Here is a 23594-nt window from a genome sequence, read left to right as displayed (position 1 = left end):
CTCTTTCGACTCCATTTTTCACTACGCTAGTCAATAAATAAAAGAGCGAACATGGTTATACATGTTCGCTTTTTGTCTGCTTTTGGACCAGCCGATTACGATGGAACGAGTACCGAATCAACATGAATGCAACAAAACTGGCTAAACCGCCAATCCAGCTTAAGTTCGTGACATTTGTATATTGAATCATCACACCGCCGATTGACGATCCGAGCATCATGCCAATATTCATAATCGCTGTATTAAAGCTCAGCACGGTTTCTGATGCTTGGGGTTTTAGAGAGATGAGGTAAAACTGCTTTGCTGGCGTTGTCGTCCATGTTGCGATGCCCCATATGGCTAGTGTGATCAAGACGCTAATTGTAGAGAATTGTGTGAAAAATAAGGCGAAGAGAGCGAGCATCTGGATCATGATGCTGATCGAGATGGTTCGGTTTGGTCCCCATTGATCAACAGCGAAGCCGCCAAATCGTGAGCCTATAAAAGCAGCGATTCCTAAAATGAGTAAGGCGAAACTTGTCATTTCAAGAGAGAAGCCAGCGGTCTGTCGTAATAAAGGTGAGATATAAGCGAATACCATTGTGTAGCCTAAAATCCAAAAGACGGTCGTAGCTAAGCCGCTGATCACCCTGCTATCTTGAAGGAGATGTAATTGTTGCTTCAATGGCAGATGTGAATGTCCCTCCATGGGTGGCAGTAATTGATAAAGCAGTAATAAAAGACAAGCAGTACCTAGTGCAATGATGAGAAAAATATAGTGCCAATCCACATGACCTGATAAAAATGTGCCAATAGGGACACCAAGTACGAGTGAAATGGTAAAACCAGTAATGACCGTTGCCATCGCGCTTCCCTTTTTTTCTGGAGGGGCGATCTGCGCTGCATAATTCGTGGCGACGACAATATATAAGCCGCCACTCATCGCCATGATAATTCGGGATAGCAGGAGCAGCACAAAGTGATGGCTAAAAAAGGCGACCACATTGCCTAAAATAAACACAAAAATCGCCGATAACAGAACCTTTTTTCGGTTCAATTTCGATGTTGCCATCACTAAAAAGAGAGCACCTACTGCATAAAAGAGAGAGTAAACGGTAATAAGCTGCCCGGCAGCAGGAATGGAGATATTTAGATCAACAGAAATAATATCTAGAATGCCTGATACGACGAATTCTGACGTGCCTGTGACGAATGAACCGACAGCTAAAAGAATAATCAATAGCTGATGTGATGTGTTTTTCATTTTTGAACCCTTCCTTCAATTTGATACGTTGTATTTAGTTTAAATTCCGTGCTAACATAAGTAAAATTGATGTTTTTCATGAAGGAGATGAGTGAATACTCATGAGCTTTGTTCGCTTTGATATTATTGCAAAAGTGGTCGAGCTTGGCAGTTTTACCGCAGCAGCTGAAGCATTAAATATGACGCAGTCCGCGGTCAGTCATGCGGTGGCAAGTTTAGAAACGGAGTGGGATGTGTCTTTATTCATTCGTGATCGAAAAAAGGGCATCATGCTGACAGATATCGGTCAAACGCTTCTCCCGCATATTAGAGAAGTGTTAAATAGGGTGGAGAAGATCCAGCAGGAGATTGCGTTAACGAAAAATATCGAAACGGGCTTGATTCGTATCGGAACATTTGCCAGTGCATCAGCTTGTTTATTGCCTAAGCTGCTTGTGAGCTATCAGAAAAAGCATCCGAAAATCGAATTTAAATTTTATGAGGGGACGTATGAAGAAATATTGGAGTGGCTGGACTCTGGCATCATTGATGTTGGATTTGTTGTGAAAGGCTATGCGGATGAAGCCTTTGACTTGTTGCCGCTGATCAAAGATGAGATGGTGGTCGCCTATCATCCAAATCATCGATTCCACCAGCAGCCCATTGTAGACATAACAGATTTGGCGGATGAACCATTTATTATGCCGACTGGCATGTATCAATCACATGTAGAGGATATATTTTCTGAGGCTCAATTGAAGCCAGCTACTTTATTTGAAGTACACGATTGTACGACCATTGCTCGTATGGTCGGAGAAGGGCTTGGTGTCACGATAGGTCCTGAGCTGTTTTTAAAAACGCAGCAGCTTGTGCACATTCGAAAGTTGAATGTCTCTCATCACCGCGAGGTTGCGCTCGCCTGTCCGTCTCTCTCCCAAGCTTCACCAGCTGTGAAAGAGTTTTTCCATGTAGCCGCAGCGGTTTTTGCAAAAGAGAAGGATTTGGAGAAGGGTGTATAAAGAACTAGATGTGATTTTCCAAATTCGTGTAATAAGACGAATGAAGCGGACATTTCTTTGAAAATTGTTCGCTTTTTGTATTGTGTTTTAAAAATGAAGTTGGTACAATAGACACAGAAATCAAATAGATAGAAGTCGTATAATCGCGGGGATATGGCCCGCAAGTTTCTACCAAGCTACCGTAAATGGCTTGACTACGTCAATTCACACTCGTTTGATATAAATCATGCATTGTTCTTGTTTTATGTCACGGTCTGAATTCACACTTGTAGTCAAGCGTCCCAAAACTGTTGGGGCGTTTTTTATTTGACTTGTGAATGGGACAGACTAAAGCAAAAGGACATGAAGGGAGTCAGTTGGCTTTGAAACAGTTTTTTCAGTTTGATGAGTTAGGAACGAATTACCGCAGAGAAATCATCGGTGGTTTAACCACATTTTTGTCGATGGCTTACATTTTGTTTGTCAATCCGATCACACTTGCTTTAGTGTCTGTACCGGATTTTCCAGATAAATTACGAATTGATCAGGGCGCTGTCTTTACAGCGACGGCGTTAGCCTCTGCCGCAGGGTGTATTCTGATGGGGTTGATTGCCAGGTATCCGATTGCAATTGCACCAGGTATGGGTTTGAATGCCTTCTTCGCCTTCTCGGTTGTTCTTGGCATGGGCATCACATGGGAAGCAGCACTTTCTGGTGTGTTTGTTTCAGGATTGATCTTTGTTGCCCTTTCTTTAACAGGTTTCCGTGAAAAAATCATCAATGCCATTCCGGCTGAGCTGAAGCTGGCGGTTGGTGCGGGTATTGGTTTGTTCATTACGTTTGTCGGTCTGCAAGGCTCTGGCATTATCGCCAATAATGATAATACACTCGTTTCGATTGGAAACATTCATAGTGGTCCTGTTCTATTGACGGTGTTTGGTATCGTAGTGACCGTTATTTTAATGGTTCTTCGAGTGAATGCAGGTGTCTTCATCGGGATGCTTGTGACAGCTATTGCAGGAATGATTGTTGGTCTTGTCCCAGTACCGACGCAAATTGTGGGAAGTATTCCAAGCTTATCTCCAACCTTTGGACAAGCCTTGATTCATTTGCCAGAAATCTTCTCGATTCAAATGCTTGTCGTGATTTTAACGTTCTTATTCGTTGGGTTCTTTGATACAGCAGGAACGCTTGTGGCTGTTGCAACCCAAGCTGGTTTAATGAAAAATAATGAGCTGCCGCGTGCAGGAAGAGCACTTCTGGCGGATTCATCTTCAATCGTTGTAGGTTCTGTCCTTGGAACATCGACGACAACGTCTTATGTTGAATCCAGCTCTGGTGTAGCTGCTGGTGCGCGATCTGGATTTGCAGCTGTCGTAACGGGTATTTTCTTCTTGCTTGCGATGTTCTTCTCGCCGCTATTATCCATCGTTACATCGAATGTGACAGCACCTGCTTTAATCATTGTCGGTGCACTGATGGTGGCTCCGCTTGCGAAGATTGCCTGGGATCGTTTTGAAATTGCAGTACCAGCCTTCTTAACGATGATTATGATGCCACTCACATACAGTATTGCAACAGGGATTGCGGTTGGCTTTATTTTCTACCCGATTACGATGATCTTTAAAGGGAAAGCCAAAGAAGTACATCCGATTATGTACGGATTGTTTGTGATCTTTATTCTCTACTTTGCTTTCTTAAATCATTAATTGTTGACAAAGGGTTAAAATGATCTTTATTTTAACCCTTTGTCTTCTTTTTTCAGTGTGATAGAAAACCTTTGCAGTCTAGAAAGGACGAGCACTGACGCGGAGCGAATTTGACATTCGTGAGCATCAGCGCGCAGGACTGACAAAGAATGCGAGGGTTTGTCTACACGCTGAAGCAGTAGCTCATGGAAGCTGCTGTTTTTTTGTTTTGTCTAATTTTCTTACCATTTTAAAACCTCTGCTGCCCTTTATCCGTCTATTCGTATGAACGTCAAGGCATCTTGACTGAACAGAGAGACTCCGCTACTTTAAGAGGAGTCATCCGAACAGGACATTCGTATGAGCCTGTTTGGATTGTGCTGGATAGGAGTTGATATGAATGTTAGAAAAAGATCAAGAGCAAAGTACATCAGACTTAAAAAATGAAGAGCCATCAATAGATCAAGAAACGAGGCAATCCCGCCTCAGCAGAAGTGCCGCAAAACGTGGAAGAACCTCGAAAGCAAAAGCAGCAGCGGCTGATGAGCGTTCTGCCATTCAGCGTATGCTGCAAGGTGTAGGAGGCGCGTTTAAGCGCTATGGCTCATATGGACTTGCGATGTTAAAATCACCGAGCCGGGCCATCAATCAAGCGGAAACATTACGGATGAAGTACGCCTGGATCTCGATTGTGTTATTCAGCGTGTTTTTTGCTTTAGGCAACTATGTTCAATTAAAGGCGTCAAAGACCCGTTTATTAGGCTTTGGCATTCATTACTCTTTTGGTGACGCCTTTTTGAGGGTAGCGGTCTTTACACTCATCCTGTTGACATTGATGATGCTTACCGTCTGGTTACTCGGAAAGTACATGCTAAAAGGAAACATATCACTGAAAGAAGTGATCATGAAGTTTGGTGCCGCCCTTGTGCCGGTTTTGGTTTTATCCATCCTTTGGCTTGTATTTGCCATGATGAATATTCCATATGTGACGGTCATTTTATCTGTGATGATGTTTTTTGGTCTCCAGTTGATTGCGATCGTACTCTTTCGCTCGATTCAATCGGAGCATGAAGCGGTGCGCGGTGATTTGATGTATGCGGGCTGTATCTTTTTATTGGTGGAGCTTGTCATCATTGCACTACTCTGGAGCATTGTCGGAGAGTATTTGATTCCTTCACTTGTTCCTGTTCGATTTGGATAAACACACTGAAAGCCTCCTTTTTTGAAAAAGGAGGCTTTCATGTTGAGAAGAGGAAAAAACGGGTAAACTCTTGGTAACAAAGACCACCTTTGTTGTCGAAAGATATATGTGTTTTTCTCGCGCAAATTTGATTGTATCAAGGTATGTTCTCTAGTAGAATATGGGGTGCTTTATTTGATTTTTAGTGCAGGGGGTTCGAATCGTGCTTCAACAACTTTTATCCAATGCGTTCACCATGGTTTTGATCATTTTAGTGATTAATATTGTCTATGTTTCTTTTTCCACTATGCGTTTGATTTTAACAATGAAAGGCAGACGGTACGCAGCTGCTTTTGCTGGTACGATTGAAATGCTTATTTATGTCATTGGGTTAAGTATCGTACTTGATAACTTAGATCAGATACAAAATGTCATTGCGTATGCGCTAGGTTATGGGATGGGAATCATTGTCGGGATGAAAATTGAAGAGAAGCTGGCACTTGGCTACACAACTGTTAACGTGATCACAAAAGAATTGGATGTCGATCTCCCAAGACAATTGAGAGAAAAAGGATATGGTGTCACCAGCTGGGTAGCAGGCGGTCTTGAAGGAGACCGGACAGCATTGCAAATTTTAACACCGAGAAAATATGAACTGCAATTATATGAAACGATTAAAACGCTGGATTCAAAGGCGTTTATCATTTCGTATGAGCCCAAATCGATTCACGGCGGCTTCTGGGTGAAGGCTGTGAAGAAAAGGAGAATTAAAGAATGACCGCAAAACCAAAGAAGAAGAAATTCTATGTGGAAGACAACATGACGATCGATCAAGTGTTGTCCCAGATGGCAGCGGAAGGCTACTCGCCTGTCCGACGAATGGAGGAGCCCATTTTTCAGGAAAAGAAGGAAAATGGGTCGATTCAGATCATTCCGATTGGGAAAAAAATCGTATTTGAAGGAAAAATAGTCTAAATCCGAACATTAAAACGACGACTTCATAGATTGTTCGATAAATCCGTTGACATCATGAACATCCGTTGTTAAGATAAACATGAAATCAAAACACGAGCCTCATATAATCTTGGGAATATGGCCCATAAGTTTCTACCCAGTTACCGTAAATGACTGGACTATGCAGGATAGTGAACAAAACTGACATGGCGTTTCAAAAGCGAACAGCGCTTACCATGGCCCGGTTTGTGTTGCTTCCTAACAATGCAATGCAAATCGGGCCTTTTTGTTCGGCGTTTGACAAGCTGCTTAGGTTTGGGAAGCGTGTCAAACGATACAAAATCGAATATCAGCTTAAAGGTGGGGACAAAATGAAGCCGCTTGTAGGTGTCATCATGGGAAGTACATCTGATTGGGAAACAATGAAAAATGCGTGCGATATCTTAGAGGAATTAGACATTCCGTATGAAAAACAGGTGGTATCCGCACATCGGACACCTGACTTGATGTTTGAATATGCGACAGAAGCAAGAGGTAAAGGACTAAAAGTCATCATTGCCGGTGCTGGAGGCGCAGCACATTTACCGGGGATGGTCGCAGCAAAAACGACACTGCCGGTCATTGGTGTGCCCGTACAATCAAAAGCACTAAATGGGCTGGATTCCTTATTATCCATCGTTCAAATGCCAGGCGGTGTACCGGTTGCTACAGTGGCGATTGGCAAAGCCGGTGCAACAAATGCAGGGCTTCTTGCCGCGCAAATGATTTCAGCATTTGATGAAACAATCGCTGCTCGCCTTGAAGAAAGAAGAGAGCAAACAAAACAGACTGTACTAGAAAGCAGTGATCAGCTTGGCTAAGCAGACCATTTTTCCAAACGCAACCATCGGTATTATCGGCGGAGGACAGCTTGGCAGATATATGGCCGTCAGCGCAAAACAAATGGGATACCGGGCAGCTGTGTTAGATCCAGTCGCACAATCTCCTTGTGGACAGGTTGCTGATACAGAAATCACAGGTGCATATAGTGACCTCGAAGCGATTCGACAGCTGGCAGAAATCAGCGATGTCGTGACATATGAATTTGAAAATATTGATTATGATGCACTTAATCAATTGAAGGAAGAAGCCAATTTACCGCAAGGAAGTGAACTTCTTCTTTTAACTCAAAATCGTGAAACGGAGAAAAAAGGGATTGTAGACGCAGGCTGTGAAGTCGCGCCTTATCGCATCATTCATGATGAAAAAGAGCTGGAAGACGCAGTGGCCGTGCTTGGTTTGCCAGCCGTTCTGAAAACGTGCAGAGGCGGCTACGACGGAAAAGGGCAGTATGTGATCAAGGAAAAAGGACAGCTTCACGAAGCATCTGAATTGCTCACACATGGAACTTGTATTTTAGAAAGCTGGGTCCCATTTCAAATGGAGCTCTCGGTGATCGTCACTCGTTCTATTCATGGGGAGATTGCGGTATTCCCAGTCGCTGAGAACATTCATAAGCACAACATTTTGTTCCAAAGCATTGTGCCTGCAAGGGTAGAGGAACGCATTCAGGAGAAGGCAAAAGAGCTGGCAACGACACTGGCTGAAAAGCTGGGGCTAGTCGGTACACTTGCTGTAGAACTGTTCCTGACAAACGAGGGAGAGCTGCTCGTCAATGAACTGGCGCCTCGCCCGCATAATTCTGGTCATTATACGCTCGATTTATGTGAGACGAGTCAGTTTGAGCAACATATTCGCGCGATATGCGGTTTGCCGCTTGGCGGTACAGCCCTTTTATCAGAGGGCATGATGGTGAACTTATTAGGCGATGAAGTAGACATTCCAAAAGAGCATCCTGAGCTTCTCAAAGAAGCGAAACTTTATCTATATGGAAAGCATGAAGTAAAAGCCGGCCGCAAAATGGGGCATATGACATTTATGAAACAGCTTGATGATGAATGGATGACAAACATCACAAAGATATGGACTGAAAGAAATGGAGGAAACGGGAAATGATCGAACGTTACGCACGACCAGAAATGTCAGCAATCTGGACAGAGGAAAATAAATTTAATGCATGGCTTGAAGTAGAAATTCTCGCTTGTGAAGCATGGGCAGAGCTTGGTGTTATTCCGAAAGAAGACGTTGTGACCATGCGCAAAAATGCAAGCTTTGATATTGATCGTATTCTAGAGATTGAACAAGACACGCGCCATGACGTGGTAGCCTTTACGCGTGCTGTATCTGAATCTCTAGGAGAAGAAAGAAAGTGGGTTCATTACGGGTTAACATCTACAGACGTAGTGGATACGGCGCTTTCATATCTATTAAAACAGGCGAACGATATCTTGCTCAAGGACATTGAGAGATTTGTTGACATCCTAAAAGAAAAAGCAAAAGAGCACAAATATACCGTCATGATGGGCCGTACACACGGTGTACACGCTGAACCGACAACATTTGGCCTGAAGCTTGGTCTGTGGTACGAAGAAATGAAGCGTAACCTAGAACGTTTTAAACAAGCAAAAGCTGGCATCGAGTACGGCAAAATTTCTGGTGCTGTTGGCACATATGCGAACATCGACCCGTTTGTTGAGCAATATGTATGTGAGAAACTTGGCATCAAAGCTGCACCAATTTCCACCCAAACCTTGCAGCGTGATCGTCATGCAGATTACATGGCTACTCTTGCACTCGTCGCAACAAGCATTGAGAAATTTGCTGTTGAAATTCGTGGACTTCAAAAGAGTGAAACACGTGAAGTAGAAGAGTTCTTCGCAAAAGGACAAAAAGGATCATCAGCAATGCCGCATAAACGGAACCCAATCGGCTCTGAAAACATGACGGGAATTGCCCGCGTCATCCGTGGATATATGCTGACAGCTTATGAAAATGTACCGCTTTGGCATGAGCGTGATATTTCTCATTCGTCTGCTGAGCGCATCATTTTACCAGATGCAACGATTGCACTGAACTACATGCTAAACCGATTCTCAAACATCGTGAAGAATTTGACGGTCTTCCCTGAGAACATGAAACGCAACATGGACCGCACACTTGGCTTGATTTACTCACAGCGCGTTCTTCTTGCATTAATCGATACAGGCATGGCACGTGAAGAGGCATATGATACGGTTCAGCCAAAGGCAATGGAAGCGTGGGAAAAGCAAGTGCCATTCCGTTCATTAGTAGAAGCGGAGGAAAAAATCACATCACGCTTAACACCTGAACAAATCGCTGACTGCTTCGATTACAACTATCACTTGAAAAATGTCGATATGATTTTCGAACGTCTAGGTCTTGCATAAGAAATGGGTCGCCTGCTCGTCAGGTGCCCAATCCTGAAAATTGCCAACATTCAAATTAGGAGGCCAACCTGAATGACTGTGAAACAAGAACTTCTCTACGAAGGCAAAGCGAAAAAAATCTATCAGACCGATGACGAGCATATTCTATATGTCGAATATAAAGACTCAGCGACAGCATTTAACGGCGAAAAGAAAGCTGAAATTGAAGGCAAGGGCAGACTGAATAACGAAATTTCAAGCTTAATCTTTCAAATGCTGCATGAGAAAGGGATCAACAATCACTTTGTGAAACGCCTTTCTGAAACAAAGCAGCTCATTCAAAAGGTGCAGATTGTGCCGCTTGAAGTCGTTGTACGAAATGTGGTGGCAGGCAGTATGTCAAAGCGCCTTGGCATTCCAGAGGGAACAAAACTGGATACACCATTGATCGAGTTTTACTACAAAGATGATGCACTCGGCGATCCGCTCATTACAGAAGATCATATTCGCATTTTACATGCAGCGACACCAGAGCAGGTCGAGGAAATGAAACAGATCACAAGACAAGTGAATGAAGAGTTAAAGCAAATCTTCTCAGACTGCCATGTAAATTTAATTGATTTCAAGCTTGAATTCGGAATAGATCACGAGAATCGTATTTTGCTAGCTGATGAGATTTCACCTGATACGTGCAGGCTTTGGGACAAAGATACAAACGAAAAGCTTGATAAAGACGTGTTCAGACGAAACCTGGGCGGCTTAACGAATGCATACGAAGAAATTTTCAAAAGACTTGGAGGCCAAAAACATGTATAAAGTGAAAATTTTTGTCAGCTTAAAAGAGAGCGTTCTTGATCCACAAGGAAGTGCCGTGCAGCACGCCTTGCACAGCATGTCTTATCAGGAAGTAAAGGATGTCCGTATCGGGAAATACATGGAGCTTGTCATTGAAAAATCAGATCGTGATTTAGACACAGTCGTCAAAGAAATGTGTGAAAAATTACTGGCCAACACGGTGATTGAAGATTACCGCTATGAGGTGGAGGAGGTTGTCGCACAGTGAAGTTTGCAGTGATCGTCTTGCCTGGCTCTAACTGTGATATCGATATGTACCATGCGATTCAAGATGAGTTAGGTGAACAAGTTGAATATGTATGGCACGACGAAACGAGTCTAGACGGATTTGACGGTGTACTCGTACCAGGCGGTTTCTCTTATGGGGATTACTTAAGATGTGGTGCGATTGCTCGCTTTTCAAACATCATGCCGGCGGTGAAAAAAGCAGCTGCGGAAGGAAAGCCTGTTCTTGGTGTTTGTAACGGGTTCCAAATTCTTCAGGAGCTTGGCATTCTTCCGGGTGCGATGAGACGAAATAAAGACTTGAAATTTATCTGTCGTCCAGTTGAACTCATTGTAGAGAACAACGAAACGCAATTTACAAGCGGCTATCAAAAAGGCGAATCCATTTCGGTTCCTGTAGCGCACGGTGAAGGCAACTTCTACTGTGATGAAGACACTTTAGCAAAGCTTATTGAAAATAACCAAATCGCTTTCACTTACGGAGACGATATTAACGGCAGTGTCAATCGAATTGCAGGTATTACGAATGAAGAGGGCAATGTACTCGGCATGATGCCGCACCCTGAGCGCGCGGTGGATACATTACTAGGCAGCGCAGACGGACTTAAATTGTTTCAATCTATCGTGAAAAATTGGAGGGACACTCATGTCACTACTGCTTGAACCAAGTCACAAGCAAATTAAAGAAGAGAAATTGTATCAGCAAATGGGATTGAGTGATGAAGAATTCGCTTTAATCGAATCCATTATTGGCAGGCTGCCAAACTACACAGAAACGGGTATTTTTTCTGTCATGTGGTCAGAGCATTGCAGTTATAAAAACTCAAAGCCTGTTTTAAGCAAATTCCCGACAAAAGGAGAGCATGTTCTTCAAGGTCCTGGGGAAGGCGCTGGAATCGTTGATATTGGAGACAACCAAGCGGTTGTATTTAAAATCGAATCACATAACCATCCATCTGCGATTGAACCGTATCAAGGAGCGGCAACAGGTGTCGGCGGAATTATCCGTGATGTATTCTCCATGGGTGCGCGTCCAATTGCTGTACTAAACTCTCTTCGTTTTGGTGAATTGACTTCACCGCGCGTGAAGTACTTGTTTGAAGAAGTAGTGGCAGGGATCGCAGGCTATGGAAACTGTATCGGAATTCCAACAGTCGGCGGAGAGGTTCATTTTGATCAAAGCTATGAAGGCAATCCGCTCGTAAATGCGATGTGTGTTGGATTAATCAACCATGAGGACATCAAAAAAGGGCAGGCCAAAGGTGTCGGCAACACGGTGATGTACGTTGGTGCTAAAACGGGACGTGACGGTATTCACGGTGCAACATTTGCGTCTGAAGAATTTTCTGATGAATCAGAAGAAAAACGTTCAGCGGTTCAAGTCGGCGATCCGTTCATGGAAAAGCTGCTGCTTGAAGCGTGCCTTGAAGTCATCAAAAACGATGCGCTCGTTGGGATTCAAGATATGGGAGCGGCTGGTTTAACAAGCTCAAGTGCGGAAATGGCGAGTAAAGCAGGTTCTGGTATTGAGATGAATCTAGACCTCATTCCGCAGCGTGAAACAGGCATGTCCGCATACGAAATGATGCTGTCTGAATCGCAAGAGAGAATGCTTCTGGTCATTGAAAAAGGCCGCGAGCAAGAAATCATTGATATTTTCGAAAAATACGATCTTGAAGCGGTATCAGTCGGTCATGTGACAGACGATAAAATGCTTCGTTTACTCCATCAAGGTGAAGTCGTATGTGAGCTTCCTGTTGACGCTCTTGCAGAAGAAGCACCGGTTTATCACAAGCCGTCAAGTGAGCCTGCATACTATCGTGAGTTTTTAGAAACAAAAGTTGAAGCTCCAGCCATCACAGATGCAGCCGAAACGTTAAAGCAGCTCCTTCAGCAGCCAACAATTGCAAGTAAAGAATGGGTTTATGATCAATACGACTACATGGTTCGGACAAATACGGTTGTTGCACCAGGCTCTGATGCGGGCGTACTAAGAATCCGCGGAACGAAAAAAGCCCTAGCGATGACAACAGATTGTAACGCACGCTATCTCTACCTTGATCCAGAGGTTGGCGGGAAAATCGCAGTCGCTGAAGCAGCACGTAACATTGTCTGCTCAGGCGCGCGTCCGCTAGCAGTGACAGATAACCTGAACTTCGGTAACCCGGAGAAACCAGAAATTTTCTGGCAAATAGAAAAGTCAGCTGACGGTATTAGCGAAGCATGCCGCACGCTAAGCACACCAGTTATCGGTGGGAACGTCTCTTTATATAACGAATCAAATGGAACAGCGATTTACCCAACTCCAGTCATTGGAATGGTTGGTTTGGTTGAAGATACTGCTCATATTACGACTCAATCGTTCCAGCAGGCTGGCGATGTGATTTTCGTCATTGGTGAGACGAAGGAAGAATTCGCAGGCAGTGAGCTTCAAAAGATGACAGAAGGCCGTATTTACGGAAAAGCACCAGACATTGATTTGGATGTAGAGCTGACGCGTCAAGAAGCTCTGCTAGCCGCGATTCAAAACGGTCTCGTTCAATCAGCACACGATGTATCTGAAGGCGGACTTGGTGTAGCACTTGCTGAAAGTACATTTGGAACAGACGGTCTTGGCGCTGATATCCAAATCGATTTAAACAGCGAAGCTTCCTTATTCAGTGAAACACAGTCACGCTTTGTTGTCACAGTCAGACCAGAGCACCGCGAAGCGTTTGCTGCGGCGGTCAAAGATGCGAAAGAAGTCGGAACGGTTACAAATGATGGTATATTTACTGTCAAAAATCAAGAAGGACAACAATGGATTCATGCAGCGGTCAACGAGCTTGAACGTGCATGGAAAGGAGCGATCCCATGCTTGCTGAAATCAGAGGCTTAAATGAAGAGTGTGGTGTCTTTGGGGTTTGGGGACACGAAGAAGCCCCGCAAATCACATATTACGGATTGCATAGCCTTCAGCACCGAGGACAAGAAGGTGCGGGAATCATTGCAACAGATGGTGAGAACCTGACGTCACACAAAGGCCTTGGACTGATTACGGAAGTCTTTCAAAACGGTGAGCTAAAGGATTTGAAAGGAAAAGGGGCGATCGGACACGTTCGGTATGCGACAGCAGGCGGAGGCGGCTTTGAAAATGTGCAGCCCCTCTTCTTCCGCTCGCAAAACAACGGCAGTCTTGCCCTTGCTCATAATGGAAACTTAGTGAATGCAACGCAGTTAAAGCAGCAGCTAGAGAACCAAGGGAGCATTTTCCAGACCTCTTCTGATACCGAAGTGCTGGCTCATTTAATTAAGCGCAGCGGGCATATTGAATTAAAAGAGCAGATCAAAAATGCGCTGTCCATGCTGAAAGGAGCATATGCTTTCTTAATCATGACGGAAACAGAAATGATCGTGGCGCTTGATCCGAACGGCTTACGCCCGCTTTCACTTGGTATGCTTGGAGATGCTTATGTCGTCGCTTCTGAAACATGTGCATTTGATGTCGTCGGTGCTACGTATTTACGTGATGTGGAGCCTGGCGAAATGCTGATCATTAATGATGAAGGCTTGAAATCTGAGCGCTTCTCGATGAACATAAACCGCAGCATGTGCAGCATGGAATACATTTATTTCTCAAGACCTGACAGCAATATCAACGGCATCAATGTGCATAGTGCGAGAAAGAATCTTGGCAAAAAGCTTGCCGAAGAAGCGCATGTCGAAGCAGATGTTGTGACAGGTGTACCAGATTCCAGTATTTCTGCAGCGATTGGATATGCCGAAGCAACAGGTATTCCGTATGAGCTCGGTTTGATTAAGAACCGTTATGTCGGCCGGACGTTTATCCAGCCGTCTCAAGCATTGCGTGAGCAGGGCGTACGGATGAAGCTGTCTGCTGTGCGCGGGGTTGTCGAAGGAAAACGTGTCGTGATGGTGGATGATTCCATCGTACGCGGTACAACGAGCCGCAGAATTGTCACGATGCTAAGAGAAGCGGGTGCGACGGAAGTCCATGTACGCATTAGTTCACCGCCAATCGCGCATCCATGTTTTTATGGAATTGATACGTCCACACACGAAGAGCTGATTGCTTCTTCTCATTCAGTGGAAGAAATTAGACAGGAAATCGGTGCAGACTCCATTGCATTTTTATCTGTAGACGGTTTAATGGACGGGATTGGCAGGAAGTATGATGATCCGCAGCGCGGTCAGTGTTTAGCATGCTTTACTGGTAAATACCCGACTGAAATTTATGAAGATACAGTTCTTCCGCATGTGAAGGAAACGGTCCTGACGAAATAATCGAATAAAGGAGCAGCAGTCAAGATGAGTTGATATGCTGCTCTTTCATTCTGCCGAAAATACATGGAAAGCAGCAGCTAAAAGGAGTGAATGGGATGTCAGAAGCATATAAAAACGCCGGTGTCGACATCGAAGCAGGGTATGAAGCCGTCAAACGAATGAAAACACACGTAGAACGTACAAAACGAGCAGGTGTCATGGGCGCTCTAGGTGGATTTGGTGGTATGTTTGATCTATCTGAGCTGCCATATAAAAAGCCCGTTCTTGTTTCAGGAACAGATGGTGTCGGAACGAAATTAAAGCTTGCCTTTTTAATGGATAAACACGATACGATCGGCGTCGATGCCGTGGCCATGTGTGTCAACGATGTGCTTGCACAAGGGGCAGAACCGCTCTTTTTCTTAGATTACTTAGCCGTTGGAAAAGCAGATCCGCTAAAAATTGAATCCATTGTCAAAGGGGTGGCTGACGGCTGTGAGCAGTCTGGTTCAGCACTTGTCGGCGGTGAGACAGCCGAAATGCCAGGTCTTTACACAGAAGAAGAATATGATATTGCTGGTTTTTCGGTAGGTGTCGTTGAAAAGGACGAAATCGTGACAGGAAACAGCATCAAAGAGGGACATTTGCTCATTGGACTGAGCTCAAGCGGAATTCATAGCAATGGCTACTCTCTCGTTCGTAAAGTTTTGCTGGAAGACGCTGGTCTTGACCTGCATCAAACGTATGAACCTTTTACAAGACCGCTCGGAGAAGAGCTTCTTGAACCGACAAAAATTTATGTGAAGCCCGTTCTTAAACAAGTGAAAGCCGGCAAAGTTGACGGCATGGCACATGTGACAGGCGGCGGTTTTATTGAAAATTTACCACGTATGCTGCCTGAAGGTCTTGGCGTTGAGATTGATAACGGCTCATGGCCAGTGCCACCAATTTTCTCCTTTATTCAAGAAAAGGGTCAGTTGAAGGCAGAAGAGATGTTCAACGTGTTTAATATGGGCATTGGCTTTGTCTTAGCTGTAAAAGAGGACGATCTTGTGGATGTGATTAGTGAACTTGAACAAGATGGAGAGAAAGCATTTCTCATCGGTCGTGTTCAAAAAGGAGAAGGTGTCACATTCGGCGGTGGAAGCCTCTCATGAAGAAGTTTGCGATCTTCGCCTCTGGAAGCGGGACAAACTTTCAAGCCATTATAGATACGTTAAAAGAAGAACAGTGGCAGGCAGAGGCCGCCATTGTGATTTGTGATAAACCGGGTGCGAAGGTGCTGGAGCGTGCTGAGAAAGAGGGCATTGCCTCCTTTGCTTTTACCCCGAAGGCTTTTCCGAATAAAGCCGCTTTTGAACAAACGATCATCGAACAGCTTAGGCTTCATGAAGTAGAATGGGTTTTCCTTGCTGGGTATATGAGACTGATCGGTCCGACATTACTTGAAGCGTATAGAGGGAAAATCGTGAATATTCACCCATCTTTGCTGCCAGCCTTCCCAGGTCTTGATGCCATCGGACAAGCCTATCAAGCAGGCGTCAAAGTGGCAGGCATCACCGTCCATTTTGTCGATGAAGGGATGGATACAGGTCCGATTATTGACCAAGCCGCGATTTATATTGAACAAGGCGAAGAGCTTGCATCGATTGAAAAAAGAATGCATGAACTAGAACACACACTATATCCAAAAGTGATCAAATCACTTTTAGAATTATCTTAATGAGGTGACGAAGGCATGACGATCAAACGCGCATTAATCAGTGTTTCCGATAAAACGAATCTAGTACCTTTTGTGAAAGAATTAACAGAACTTGGTGTTGAAGTGATTTCAACTGGAGGTACTCATAAGCTTCTTCAAGAGAATGGCATTGATGTCATTGGGATTTCTGAAGTCACTGGATTCCCTGAAATCATGAACGGACGACTTAAAACGCTTCACCCGAACATTCATGGTGGATTATTGGCAGTGAGAGAAAACGATGAGCATATGGCACAGATTGAAAAGCATGGCATTCAGCCGATTGATCTTGTTGTCGTGAATCTCTATCCATTCAAAGAGACGATCTCAAAAGACGATGTGACGTATGAAGAAGCGATTGAAAACATTGATATTGGCGGACCGGGAATGCTTCGTGCGGCATCGAAAAACCACCAAGACGTCACAGTGATTGTCGATCCTCGTGATTATGGTACAGTCGTTCAGCAGATCAAAGAAGGCGGCGTGCCGCTAGAGAAAAAACGTGAGCTTGCGGCGAAAGTATTCCGTCATACAGCTGCTTACGATGCCCTCATTGCGGATTATTTAACGAACTATGTTGGCGAAACGGAGCCAGAGCAGTTCACCGTCACGTTTGAGAAAAAACAATCCCTTCGTTATGGAGAAAACCCGCACCAAGCAGCGACTTTCTATGAAAATGCTCTTCCAAGCAAAGGCTCTTTGGCTACTGCAACGCAATTACACGGAAAAGAACTTTCTTATAACAATATCAAAGATGCAGATGCAGCTCTTCAAATCGTACGTGAATTTACGGAGCCAGCGGCTGTGGCTGTAAAACATATGAATCCGTGCGGCGTTGGTACAGGAGAAACAATTGCTGAAGCCTTTGACCGTGCATTTAAAGCAGATGAAACCTCTATTTTTGGCGGCATTGTGGCGCTGAACCGTGAAGTAGACAAACAAACGGCTGACGTGCTGCATACGATTTTCTTAGAAATCGTCATCGCCCCATCTTTTAGCCAAGAAGCACTTGACGTGTTAACAACGAAAAAGAATCTTCGTCTATTAACACTAGATGTAGAAGCGAATCTTGAGAAAAAAGAAAAGCAGCTGACAAGTGTCCATGGCGGACTGCTCGTGCAGGATATTGACACGTACGGCTTAGAGGAAGCAACCATCTCTATTCCAACGAAAAGAGAACCAACAGAAGACGAATGGAAAGATTTAAAGCTTGCATGGAAAGTCGTCAAGCATGTGAAATCAAATGCCATTGTCCTCGCGAAGGATCAAATGACAGCAGGTATCGGCGCTGGTCAGATGAACCGTGTGGGCTCAGCGAACATTGCGATTGAACAAGCAGGTGAAAAAGCGAAAGGAAGCGCACTAGGCTCTGATGCATTCTTCCCAATGGGCGATACAGTGGAAGCTGCTGCGAAGGCAGGCGTCACAGCGATCATTCAACCAGGCGGTTCCATTCGTGATGAAGAATCGATTCAAAAGGCAGATGAATACGGCATCGCCATGGTCTTCACTGGCGTTAGACATTTCAAACATTAAGGGGATGACAGTGTGAACGTATTAATTATCGGCAGAGGCGGAAGAGAGCATACCATCGCATGGAAAGTGAAGCAAAGTGAACTTGTCAGCCAAGTATTTGTCGCACCCGGCAATGATGGAATGACAGATGCTGCGAAGCTTGTACCAATCGATGAAGGTAATCATGAGGCATTAATTCGTTTTGCAAAAGATAATGAAATAGGCTTAACGATTGTCGGCCCAGAGGTTCCTTTAATTGCAGGTGTAGTGGATGCATTTGAAGAGGCAGATCTAAAGGTATTTGGACCAAATGCAAAAGCTGCGGTTATTGAGGGCTCAAAGGAATTTGCAAAAGACTTAATGAAAAACTATGATATCCCGACCGCCGCTTACGCTACCTTCACATCGTTTGAAGAAGCGAAGGCTTATGTGGAAGAAAAGGGTGCGCCAATTGTCATTAAAGCAGACGGTCTTGCAGCAGGAAAAGGCGTGACAGTCGCTATGACACTTGAAGAGGCGATCAACTGTCTGCACGACTTTTTGGAAGATGAAAAGTTTGGCGATGCAAGTGCATCTGTCGTCATCGAGGAATTTTTAACAGGCGAGGAATTTTCACTGATGGCCTTTGTCAATGGAGAAAAGGTGTACCCAATGGTGATCGCGCAGGATCACAAACGGGCATTTGAAGATGACAAAGGACCGAATACCGGCGGGATGGGGGCTTATTCGCCAGTTCCGCAAATTTCAGATGAAGTCGTCCAAAAAGCGGTTGAAGATGTCGTCAAACCGGCGGCTCGCGCAATGGTGCAGGAAGAGCGTCCGTTTACAGGCATTTTATATGCAGGCTTAATGCTGACACCAGAAGGCTCAAAGGTCATTGAATTCAATGCACGCTTTGGCGATCCTGAAACGCAGGTTGTTCTCCCTCGTCTTGAATCAGATCTAGTCCAAGTATTCCTCGATATTCTAGATGGAAAAGATGTGGACTTACAGTGGAAAGACACTGCGGCTGTCAGTGTAGTTCTTGCTTCAGAAGGATACCCGGAGGACTACGCAAAAGGCACACCAATCGGGGCTTTGCAAACAACTGTGTCTGATGTCGTGACCTTCCACGCAGGAACAAAAAAAGAAAACGATCAATTCGTCACAAATGGCGGCCGTGTAGCAAATGTGACGGCATTTGACGACACATTTGAAGCGGCAAGATCAAGAGTGTATGAAGCGGTTGAAGAAATCATTCAGCCAGGTCTATTTTATCGCCGTGACATTGGCGCTCGTGCACTGAAGGCTGCGGGGAAATCCGTTTAATTAAAACACCTTTCTATCTGATGAGATGGAAAGGTGTTTTTTGTTCATGAGAAGGGATGCCGATAGAATATGAAGAAGTAGTATGGGATCACGAATAGATATAGGGAGGAAACATGGAAATCAAAGCATTTATCATCTTTGCAATCGTCATGCTTATTTTATATCTCATAACTATAAATAACATCATGTTGACTGCCATTAAGCAGAATAAATTGAAAAAAGGCTTAGCCATTAGTTATATGATCATTTCAATTGTTTCTGGCATTGCTATTTCTTCATTTTTAATTTGGAAGTTTTTCATTAGCTAAGAGAGGATGAGTATATGGTGCAATTGAAGAAACTTGCAAACGAGCGTTTTTCTGCCTTGATCTGTATTGATTCATTTAATGAGCGAATCCGTTTGGATGACTATAGCGGCAGGGTGCGGGATGTGATTCAGTCGGTACTTCAGGAAGCGGCGGACTGTAAGGTTTCTAAGGTCATTGTGAAAGTAAGACGTGAGCATGTACCTCTTTTTTTAGAAAAAGGCTTTCGGCTTGAAGGGGTGTTTTCTCATTATTTCCTCGGAAGTGATGCGTACGGCATGTCGCTTTTTCTCACTGAGGATCGAATGAACAGTTCGTATTGGCTGGAGGAAGATAAGATCGTCGCATCCATTCAAGCGAAGGAGATGAAAAAAGACCAAGGCACGTGGCAGGATGAGTATGTGATGAGGAAAGCCGATCCGAAGGATATTCACAAGCTGGCAAAGCTCTATGATACGGTCTTTGAAACGTATCCTACGCCAATGAACGAGCCAGATTATATCCAAAAGGTAATGGCGGAAGGGACTGTCTTTTATGTTGTTGAACATGACGGACACATTGTGAGTGCAGCATCCGCTGAAATCAATGCGTTATATGGCCATGCGGAATTAACAGATTGTGCGACCCTTCCATCATACAGAAAACTAGGATTCATGCATCATTTGATTCTAGCACTTGAAAAAGAACTCCAGTCGATGCATATCTATGTCTTTTATTCTCTTGCACGTGCACTGTCCTATGGGATGAATCAAGTGTTTTATCAGCTCGGGTATACGTATACCGGGCGCTTCCAAAACAACTGCTATATTTTTGACAAAATTGAAGATATGAATCTATGGGTCAAAACGCCGAATGAATCATGAAATGGTTCTCATCTGATCAAGCAGACCAGATAGGCGGTACGCCATGATACTGAGCTGCAGCTTCATCCGATCATCAGTGGATTTGAGGCTGCAGCCTGTTCTCGTTTCAATTTGTTTCAGCCGGTAGCTTAATGTATGTCTGTGAATAAACAATTCTCCCGCAGATTTTTGAATATTTTCATTGTGTGCCAAATACACTTCGAGTGTATGGATCAGGTCAGCCCCTTGTTTTTTCGTATAAAGCAAAGGACTTAACAGCTCCACGTAAAAGTCATGCAAATTCATACCCGCTTCATTCATTTCAAGAAGCATGCCATATAAGCCAAGCTTTTGATAATGAATGATGCTTTCGTCTGTTTTTAAAAGCGGAAGAAGTCTTGCTGCATACTGCGCTTCCTTCGCGCTTTTTGCAAAGAGACTGATCTGGTCATAGGCTCTCCCGATGCCAATGACAATCGGATGGACAGGAAAAAAATACGACCAAGTGCTCCGGCACTCCTCTGCTGCGCGATACCACTCCGCTTCTTGAAACGCTTTTTTTCCTGCGGGTGTCAGGACAAAAATGGAATCGAGTCTCGTCTTTAGTAAAAAGGGAATATGTCTGCGTTCAAATATCGATGTGAGTAATTGAGAGAGGCGCTGCATCATTTGATGATCGAGCTGTGTGTGCTGATGCTGAAATTGAAAGTAGATCACCACCTGCTCCTCGCTCATATCATATTGCAGCTTTGTTGCTTGTTCGACCACGTAGCTTTCTTCTGTATATTGCTGCTGCAAAATATCATCTAACAAATGTCCCTGCATTTGGTTTTCTGTATCTTGAATAGCCTTTTGCTTCAGCCATTCAATCGCATACACTGCCCCGGCATGCTCAATGGCAATCGCGTCGAGATGATGCCACGTATCCTTTTTCTTTAAAGACACAATAAACCCGAAAATATCCCCCATCGCAATCACCGGACATGCGGCGAGGACAAACGCTCCGCACGTGTCATAGACGAGCCGCCCTTTTTCCTCTGCCTGCTTGAGAAGGGGCATGGTTTCAATTGGTTCATGATCTGTCAGAAAGCCAAAAGCAGGAGAGTACGTCACTTCATCTTTGATGAGATGAGCCGCTGTTTGATGTAAAAAGACATCGAGAACGACAATATTCGCTGCAGTGAGATGTGCCAGTTCCTCTGTAATTTGCGTCACATTTTTATTCCTTACATTTAATTGGGTCAGTCTTTGATGAATCGCCGATGAATATTTAAGCTGATGGAGCTGACTGCTCACGATTTGTTCTAGGACGGCTTTTGTAATGTCTGAGAAATTGATGTGCGGCGGAATTTCGATGAGCGGAATGCCGCTATTTTTCGCTGCTTGAATGAGTGATGCTGGAATGTCGCTTAAGTATACACCTTTATAAATAGCGATGGCTGATAGCCTTTGAGATTGAATCAATTCCTCAAGCCGGTCGCGTCTTTCTTGATTGTCCGCGAGTCCGAATCCGGTTGTGACGAGCAATTCCCCTTCGGAAAGTCTTGACGTGTCTTCGATGATTTCGACGATGGTCACCCATTGAATGAGTCGGTCCAGTCCATTTTCTCCAGCGAGCAGCTTTGTTCCCTTCATGATATCGAGCGAAAGTGCATCTTTGACGAGAATCGCCATAGACTCATGACCTCCTTTTGAACACTCTTATACACGATGTATAAAAAATGCGTGTGAAATTCGGGCATGTGGCGAATGGAGGATGACTGCCCTCTTGATTAAGCTAATCTTATAACAAGTATACAAAATTTTCTTGCGATTCATGAAAAAAGAAAGATGCAGCTGCTGACAAGAGAGGGAGGAATGGCAAAGTGGAGACCCGGGATTACTTAATCAAACCGATGTTGAATCAGCATTATCCTGTGGCTGTGAAAGGAGAGGGGATTTATTTATATGATCGGGACGGGAAAAAATATTTAGACGGCTCTTCGGGGGCTGTCACGGCAAGTATTGGACATGGCATACGTGAGATCATTGATGCCATGACAGAGCAAGCGGAAAAAGTGAGCTTTACGTACAGATCGCAATTCACAAATGAACCAGCAGAAGAACTTGCCTATGAATTGAGTACGCTTTGCCCAGGTAACCTGAACTGGTCTTTTTTTGTCGGAAGCGGATCAGAGGCAACGGAAACGGCTATGAAAATTGCTATTCAGCATTGGCAGGAGCAGGGGAAGGCTGAGAAAAATCACATTATCTCAAGATGGATGAGTTATCACGGCATCACACTCGGTGCGCTGTCGATGTCAGGACATATTGCAAGGAGAGAGCGCTTTGAACCATTGCTCGAAAAGCATCCGGTGCTGTCTCCGCCATATAGCTATCGTTCATGGCTGCCAAAGGAAGAGGTCAAGCAAGTCGAATGGTATGTCCAGGAATTTAAAACCGTCATTCAGCGTATAGGAAAAGAGAGGATTGCCGCTTTTATTGCAGAGCCGATTGTTGGAGCATCGGGAGCGGCGCTTGTACCGCCAGACGGATATTTTGAAGCGATGAAGCGTGTCTGTGAGGAAAACGGTATTTTAATGATTGCAGACGAAGTCATGACAGGCTTTGGACGAACTGGGAAAATGTTTGCGATGGAACATTGGGGCGTCGTACCAGATATTATGGTTCTCGGCAAAGGCATGAGTGCCGGCTATTCACCGATTGCGGCAGCCGTCTCAGCAGATCATGTTATCGCACCGATTCTGAGCGGTTCAGGTTCTGTGATGGCAGGTCACACCTATAGCGGCAATCCGCTTTCAGCAGCCGTCTCACTAGCTGTCATACGATATATGAAAAAACATCAGCTTCCTGAACGAGCGGATCTGTCTGGCCGATATTTAATGAATGCTTTAAAGGATTTGCAAACAAACCATTTCATCATAGGAGATGTGAGAGGAAAGGGACTGCTCATTGGCATTGAGTTTGTCGCAGACCGCTTATCGAAAACACCATTTCCTGCCCATGCTCAAATGACGCATTTAGTCGTTGAGACGGCCAAGCAAAATGGCTTGCTTGTTTACCCAGCAAGCGCTGGAGAGGATGGAGTGGGAGGTGCAGCGGTCATGATTGCACCGCCGCTTTCCATCACGCAGCAGGAGATGGATGAACTCATTCAATTATTTGAGCAGACAATCACGCAGGTCGAACAAGAAGTCATCAACCGAGGGTTTTTCCCATCTGCGATGTAGGG

Annotated in this window: 22 protein-coding genes and 2 riboswitches; of the genes, 20 read left to right on the top strand and 2 right to left on the bottom strand. The window is 44.5% G+C overall.

All coding sequences use genetic code 11. The features are described from left to right. Positions 1-55 precede the first annotated feature (55 nt). The gene (locus C6Y03_RS13760) at positions 56-1243 is read right to left on the bottom strand and encodes an MFS transporter (RefSeq protein WP_106039492.1); all 1188 of its coding nucleotides are present in this window, start codon (positions 1241-1243) and stop codon (positions 56-58) included. Positions 1244-1344: 101 nt separating this feature from the next. Between C6Y03_RS13760 and C6Y03_RS13755 the strand changes: the two genes are divergently transcribed. The 19 genes from C6Y03_RS13755 (at position 1345) to ablB (ending at position 20383) form a co-directional block, all read left to right on the top strand. Next, positions 1345-2241, top strand: coding sequence for a LysR family transcriptional regulator (locus tag C6Y03_RS13755; RefSeq protein WP_106031408.1), 897 nt, complete (start codon positions 1345-1347; stop codon positions 2239-2241). A 115-nt stretch (positions 2242-2356) separates the two neighbouring features. Then, a riboswitch (purine riboswitch) is annotated at positions 2357-2458 on the top strand. A gap of 145 nt (positions 2459-2603) precedes the next feature. Continuing rightward, positions 2604-3929 (top strand): NCS2 family permease, encoded by a 1326-nt coding sequence (locus C6Y03_RS13750; RefSeq protein WP_034664933.1) that lies wholly within the window; start codon positions 2604-2606, stop codon positions 3927-3929. Positions 3930-4308: 379 nt separating this feature from the next. Then, positions 4309-5109 (top strand): hypothetical protein, encoded by an 801-nt coding sequence (locus tag C6Y03_RS13740; protein ID WP_106039491.1) that lies wholly within the window; start codon positions 4309-4311, stop codon positions 5107-5109. A 202-nt stretch (positions 5110-5311) separates the two neighbouring features. After that, a complete protein-coding gene (locus tag C6Y03_RS13735) occupies positions 5312-5866 on the top strand; it encodes a DUF2179 domain-containing protein (RefSeq protein ID WP_024424505.1) in 555 nt (184 codons plus the stop codon). Beyond that, entirely contained in the window at positions 5863-6063 is a 201-nt protein-coding gene (locus C6Y03_RS13730) for an NETI motif-containing protein (RefSeq protein ID WP_012009137.1), read from the top strand. Before C6Y03_RS13735 ends, C6Y03_RS13730 begins: the two co-directional genes overlap by 4 nt. Positions 6064-6142: 79 nt before the next feature. After that, a riboswitch (purine riboswitch) is annotated at positions 6143-6244 on the top strand. Positions 6245-6413: 169 nt separating this feature from the next. Then, positions 6414-6902: a 5-(carboxyamino)imidazole ribonucleotide mutase gene (gene purE, locus C6Y03_RS13725; RefSeq protein WP_050945777.1), complete on the top strand. Its 489-nt coding sequence runs from the start codon at positions 6414-6416 to the stop codon at positions 6900-6902. Continuing rightward, positions 6895-8037: a 5-(carboxyamino)imidazole ribonucleotide synthase gene (gene purK / locus C6Y03_RS13720; RefSeq protein ID WP_106039490.1), complete on the top strand. Its 1143-nt coding sequence runs from the start codon at positions 6895-6897 to the stop codon at positions 8035-8037. The genes purE and purK overlap by 8 nt, the downstream gene beginning before the upstream one ends. Beyond that, a complete protein-coding gene (gene purB, locus C6Y03_RS13715; protein ID WP_034664786.1) occupies positions 8034-9329 on the top strand; it encodes an adenylosuccinate lyase in 1296 nt (431 codons plus the stop codon). Before purK ends, purB begins: the two co-directional genes overlap by 4 nt. Positions 9330-9401: 72 nt before the next feature. After that, positions 9402-10124 carry a phosphoribosylaminoimidazolesuccinocarboxamide synthase gene (gene purC, locus C6Y03_RS13710; protein WP_106039489.1) on the top strand — a complete coding sequence of 241 codons (723 nt, stop codon included), beginning with the start codon at positions 9402-9404 and terminating at the stop codon, positions 10122-10124. Beyond that, positions 10117-10371, top strand: coding sequence for a phosphoribosylformylglycinamidine synthase subunit PurS (purS, locus tag C6Y03_RS13705; RefSeq protein WP_003214349.1), 255 nt, complete (start codon positions 10117-10119; stop codon positions 10369-10371). The genes purC and purS overlap by 8 nt, the downstream gene beginning before the upstream one ends. Further along, positions 10368-11051 (top strand): phosphoribosylformylglycinamidine synthase subunit PurQ, encoded by a 684-nt coding sequence (gene purQ, locus C6Y03_RS13700; protein WP_066031226.1) that lies wholly within the window; start codon positions 10368-10370, stop codon positions 11049-11051. Before purS ends, purQ begins: the two co-directional genes overlap by 4 nt. Next, the gene (gene purL, locus C6Y03_RS13695; protein WP_060595682.1) at positions 11035-13266 is read left to right on the top strand and encodes a phosphoribosylformylglycinamidine synthase subunit PurL; all 2232 of its coding nucleotides are present in this window, start codon (positions 11035-11037) and stop codon (positions 13264-13266) included. The genes purQ and purL overlap by 17 nt, the downstream gene beginning before the upstream one ends. Beyond that, the gene (gene purF, locus C6Y03_RS13690) at positions 13242-14672 is read left to right on the top strand and encodes an amidophosphoribosyltransferase (RefSeq protein WP_034664775.1); all 1431 of its coding nucleotides are present in this window, start codon (positions 13242-13244) and stop codon (positions 14670-14672) included. Before purL ends, purF begins: the two co-directional genes overlap by 25 nt. 95 nt (positions 14673-14767) lie before the next feature. Then, a complete protein-coding gene (purM, locus tag C6Y03_RS13685; RefSeq protein ID WP_106039488.1) occupies positions 14768-15808 on the top strand; it encodes a phosphoribosylformylglycinamidine cyclo-ligase in 1041 nt (346 codons plus the stop codon). Continuing rightward, positions 15805-16374, top strand: coding sequence for a phosphoribosylglycinamide formyltransferase (gene purN, locus C6Y03_RS13680; RefSeq protein WP_060595684.1), 570 nt, complete (start codon positions 15805-15807; stop codon positions 16372-16374). The genes purM and purN overlap by 4 nt, the downstream gene beginning before the upstream one ends. Positions 16375-16389: 15 nt before the next feature. Next, on the top strand, positions 16390-17928 hold the full coding sequence (gene purH / locus C6Y03_RS13675) for a bifunctional phosphoribosylaminoimidazolecarboxamide formyltransferase/IMP cyclohydrolase (protein WP_106039487.1): 1539 nt from the start codon (positions 16390-16392) through the stop codon (positions 17926-17928). Positions 17929-17940: 12 nt separating this feature from the next. Beyond that, a complete protein-coding gene (gene purD, locus C6Y03_RS13670; RefSeq protein WP_106039486.1) occupies positions 17941-19215 on the top strand; it encodes a phosphoribosylamine--glycine ligase in 1275 nt (424 codons plus the stop codon). 113 nt (positions 19216-19328) lie between these two features. Next, positions 19329-19523 (top strand): hypothetical protein, encoded by a 195-nt coding sequence (locus tag C6Y03_RS13665; RefSeq protein ID WP_060595687.1) that lies wholly within the window; start codon positions 19329-19331, stop codon positions 19521-19523. A gap of 14 nt (positions 19524-19537) precedes the next feature. Further along, a complete protein-coding gene (gene ablB / locus C6Y03_RS13660; RefSeq protein WP_106039485.1) occupies positions 19538-20383 on the top strand; it encodes a putative beta-lysine N-acetyltransferase in 846 nt (281 codons plus the stop codon). On the opposite strand, the gene C6Y03_RS13655 is transcribed toward ablB, so the two are convergent. Further along, positions 20378-22036 (bottom strand): PucR family transcriptional regulator, encoded by a 1659-nt coding sequence (locus tag C6Y03_RS13655; RefSeq protein WP_106039484.1) that lies wholly within the window; start codon positions 22034-22036, stop codon positions 20378-20380. The two genes, ablB and C6Y03_RS13655, sit on opposite strands and share 6 nt — an antisense overlap. A gap of 191 nt (positions 22037-22227) precedes the next feature. Between C6Y03_RS13655 and C6Y03_RS13650 the strand changes: the two genes are divergently transcribed. Beyond that, complete coding sequence (locus C6Y03_RS13650) at positions 22228-23592, top strand: aspartate aminotransferase family protein (RefSeq protein ID WP_060595690.1); 1365 nt, start codon at positions 22228-22230, stop codon at positions 23590-23592. Positions 23593-23594 lie beyond the last annotated feature (2 nt).

The organism is Bacillus sp. LNXM65 (assembly GCF_002998575.1).
Taxonomy (GTDB): domain Bacteria; phylum Bacillota; class Bacilli; order Bacillales; family Bacillaceae; genus Bacillus.
Note: the sequence above shows the minus strand (reverse complement) of the source record. Positions and strands in the feature narration are given on the sequence as shown.

Bases quoted from the DNA above. Each gene is read 5' to 3' on its own strand.
- C6Y03_RS13760 (WP_106039492.1), bottom strand. From the start codon at position 1,243: ATGAAAAACACATCACATCAGCTATTGATTATTCTTTTAGCTGTCGGT.
- C6Y03_RS13755 (WP_106031408.1), top strand. From the start codon at position 1,345: ATGAGCTTTGTTCGCTTTGATATTATTGCAAAAGTGGTCGAGCTTGGC.
- C6Y03_RS13740 (WP_106039491.1), top strand. From the start codon at position 4,309: ATGTTAGAAAAAGATCAAGAGCAAAGTACATCAGACTTAAAAAATGAA.
- C6Y03_RS13730 (WP_012009137.1), top strand. From the start codon at position 5,863: ATGACCGCAAAACCAAAGAAGAAGAAATTCTATGTGGAAGACAACATG.
- purE (WP_050945777.1), top strand. From the start codon at position 6,414: ATGAAGCCGCTTGTAGGTGTCATCATGGGAAGTACATCTGATTGGGAA.
- purB (WP_034664786.1), top strand. From the start codon at position 8,034: ATGATCGAACGTTACGCACGACCAGAAATGTCAGCAATCTGGACAGAG.
- purC (WP_106039489.1), top strand. From the start codon at position 9,402: ATGACTGTGAAACAAGAACTTCTCTACGAAGGCAAAGCGAAAAAAATC.
- purS (WP_003214349.1), top strand. From the start codon at position 10,117: ATGTATAAAGTGAAAATTTTTGTCAGCTTAAAAGAGAGCGTTCTTGAT.
- purL (WP_060595682.1), top strand. From the start codon at position 11,035: ATGTCACTACTGCTTGAACCAAGTCACAAGCAAATTAAAGAAGAGAAA.
- purF (WP_034664775.1), top strand. From the start codon at position 13,242: ATGCTTGCTGAAATCAGAGGCTTAAATGAAGAGTGTGGTGTCTTTGGG.
- purM (WP_106039488.1), top strand. From the start codon at position 14,768: ATGTCAGAAGCATATAAAAACGCCGGTGTCGACATCGAAGCAGGGTAT.
- purN (WP_060595684.1), top strand. From the start codon at position 15,805: ATGAAGAAGTTTGCGATCTTCGCCTCTGGAAGCGGGACAAACTTTCAA.
- purH (WP_106039487.1), top strand. From the start codon at position 16,390: ATGACGATCAAACGCGCATTAATCAGTGTTTCCGATAAAACGAATCTA.
- C6Y03_RS13665 (WP_060595687.1), top strand. From the start codon at position 19,329: ATGGAAATCAAAGCATTTATCATCTTTGCAATCGTCATGCTTATTTTA.
- ablB (WP_106039485.1), top strand. From the start codon at position 19,538: ATGGTGCAATTGAAGAAACTTGCAAACGAGCGTTTTTCTGCCTTGATC.
- C6Y03_RS13655 (WP_106039484.1), bottom strand. From the start codon at position 22,036: ATGGCGATTCTCGTCAAAGATGCACTTTCGCTCGATATCATGAAGGGA.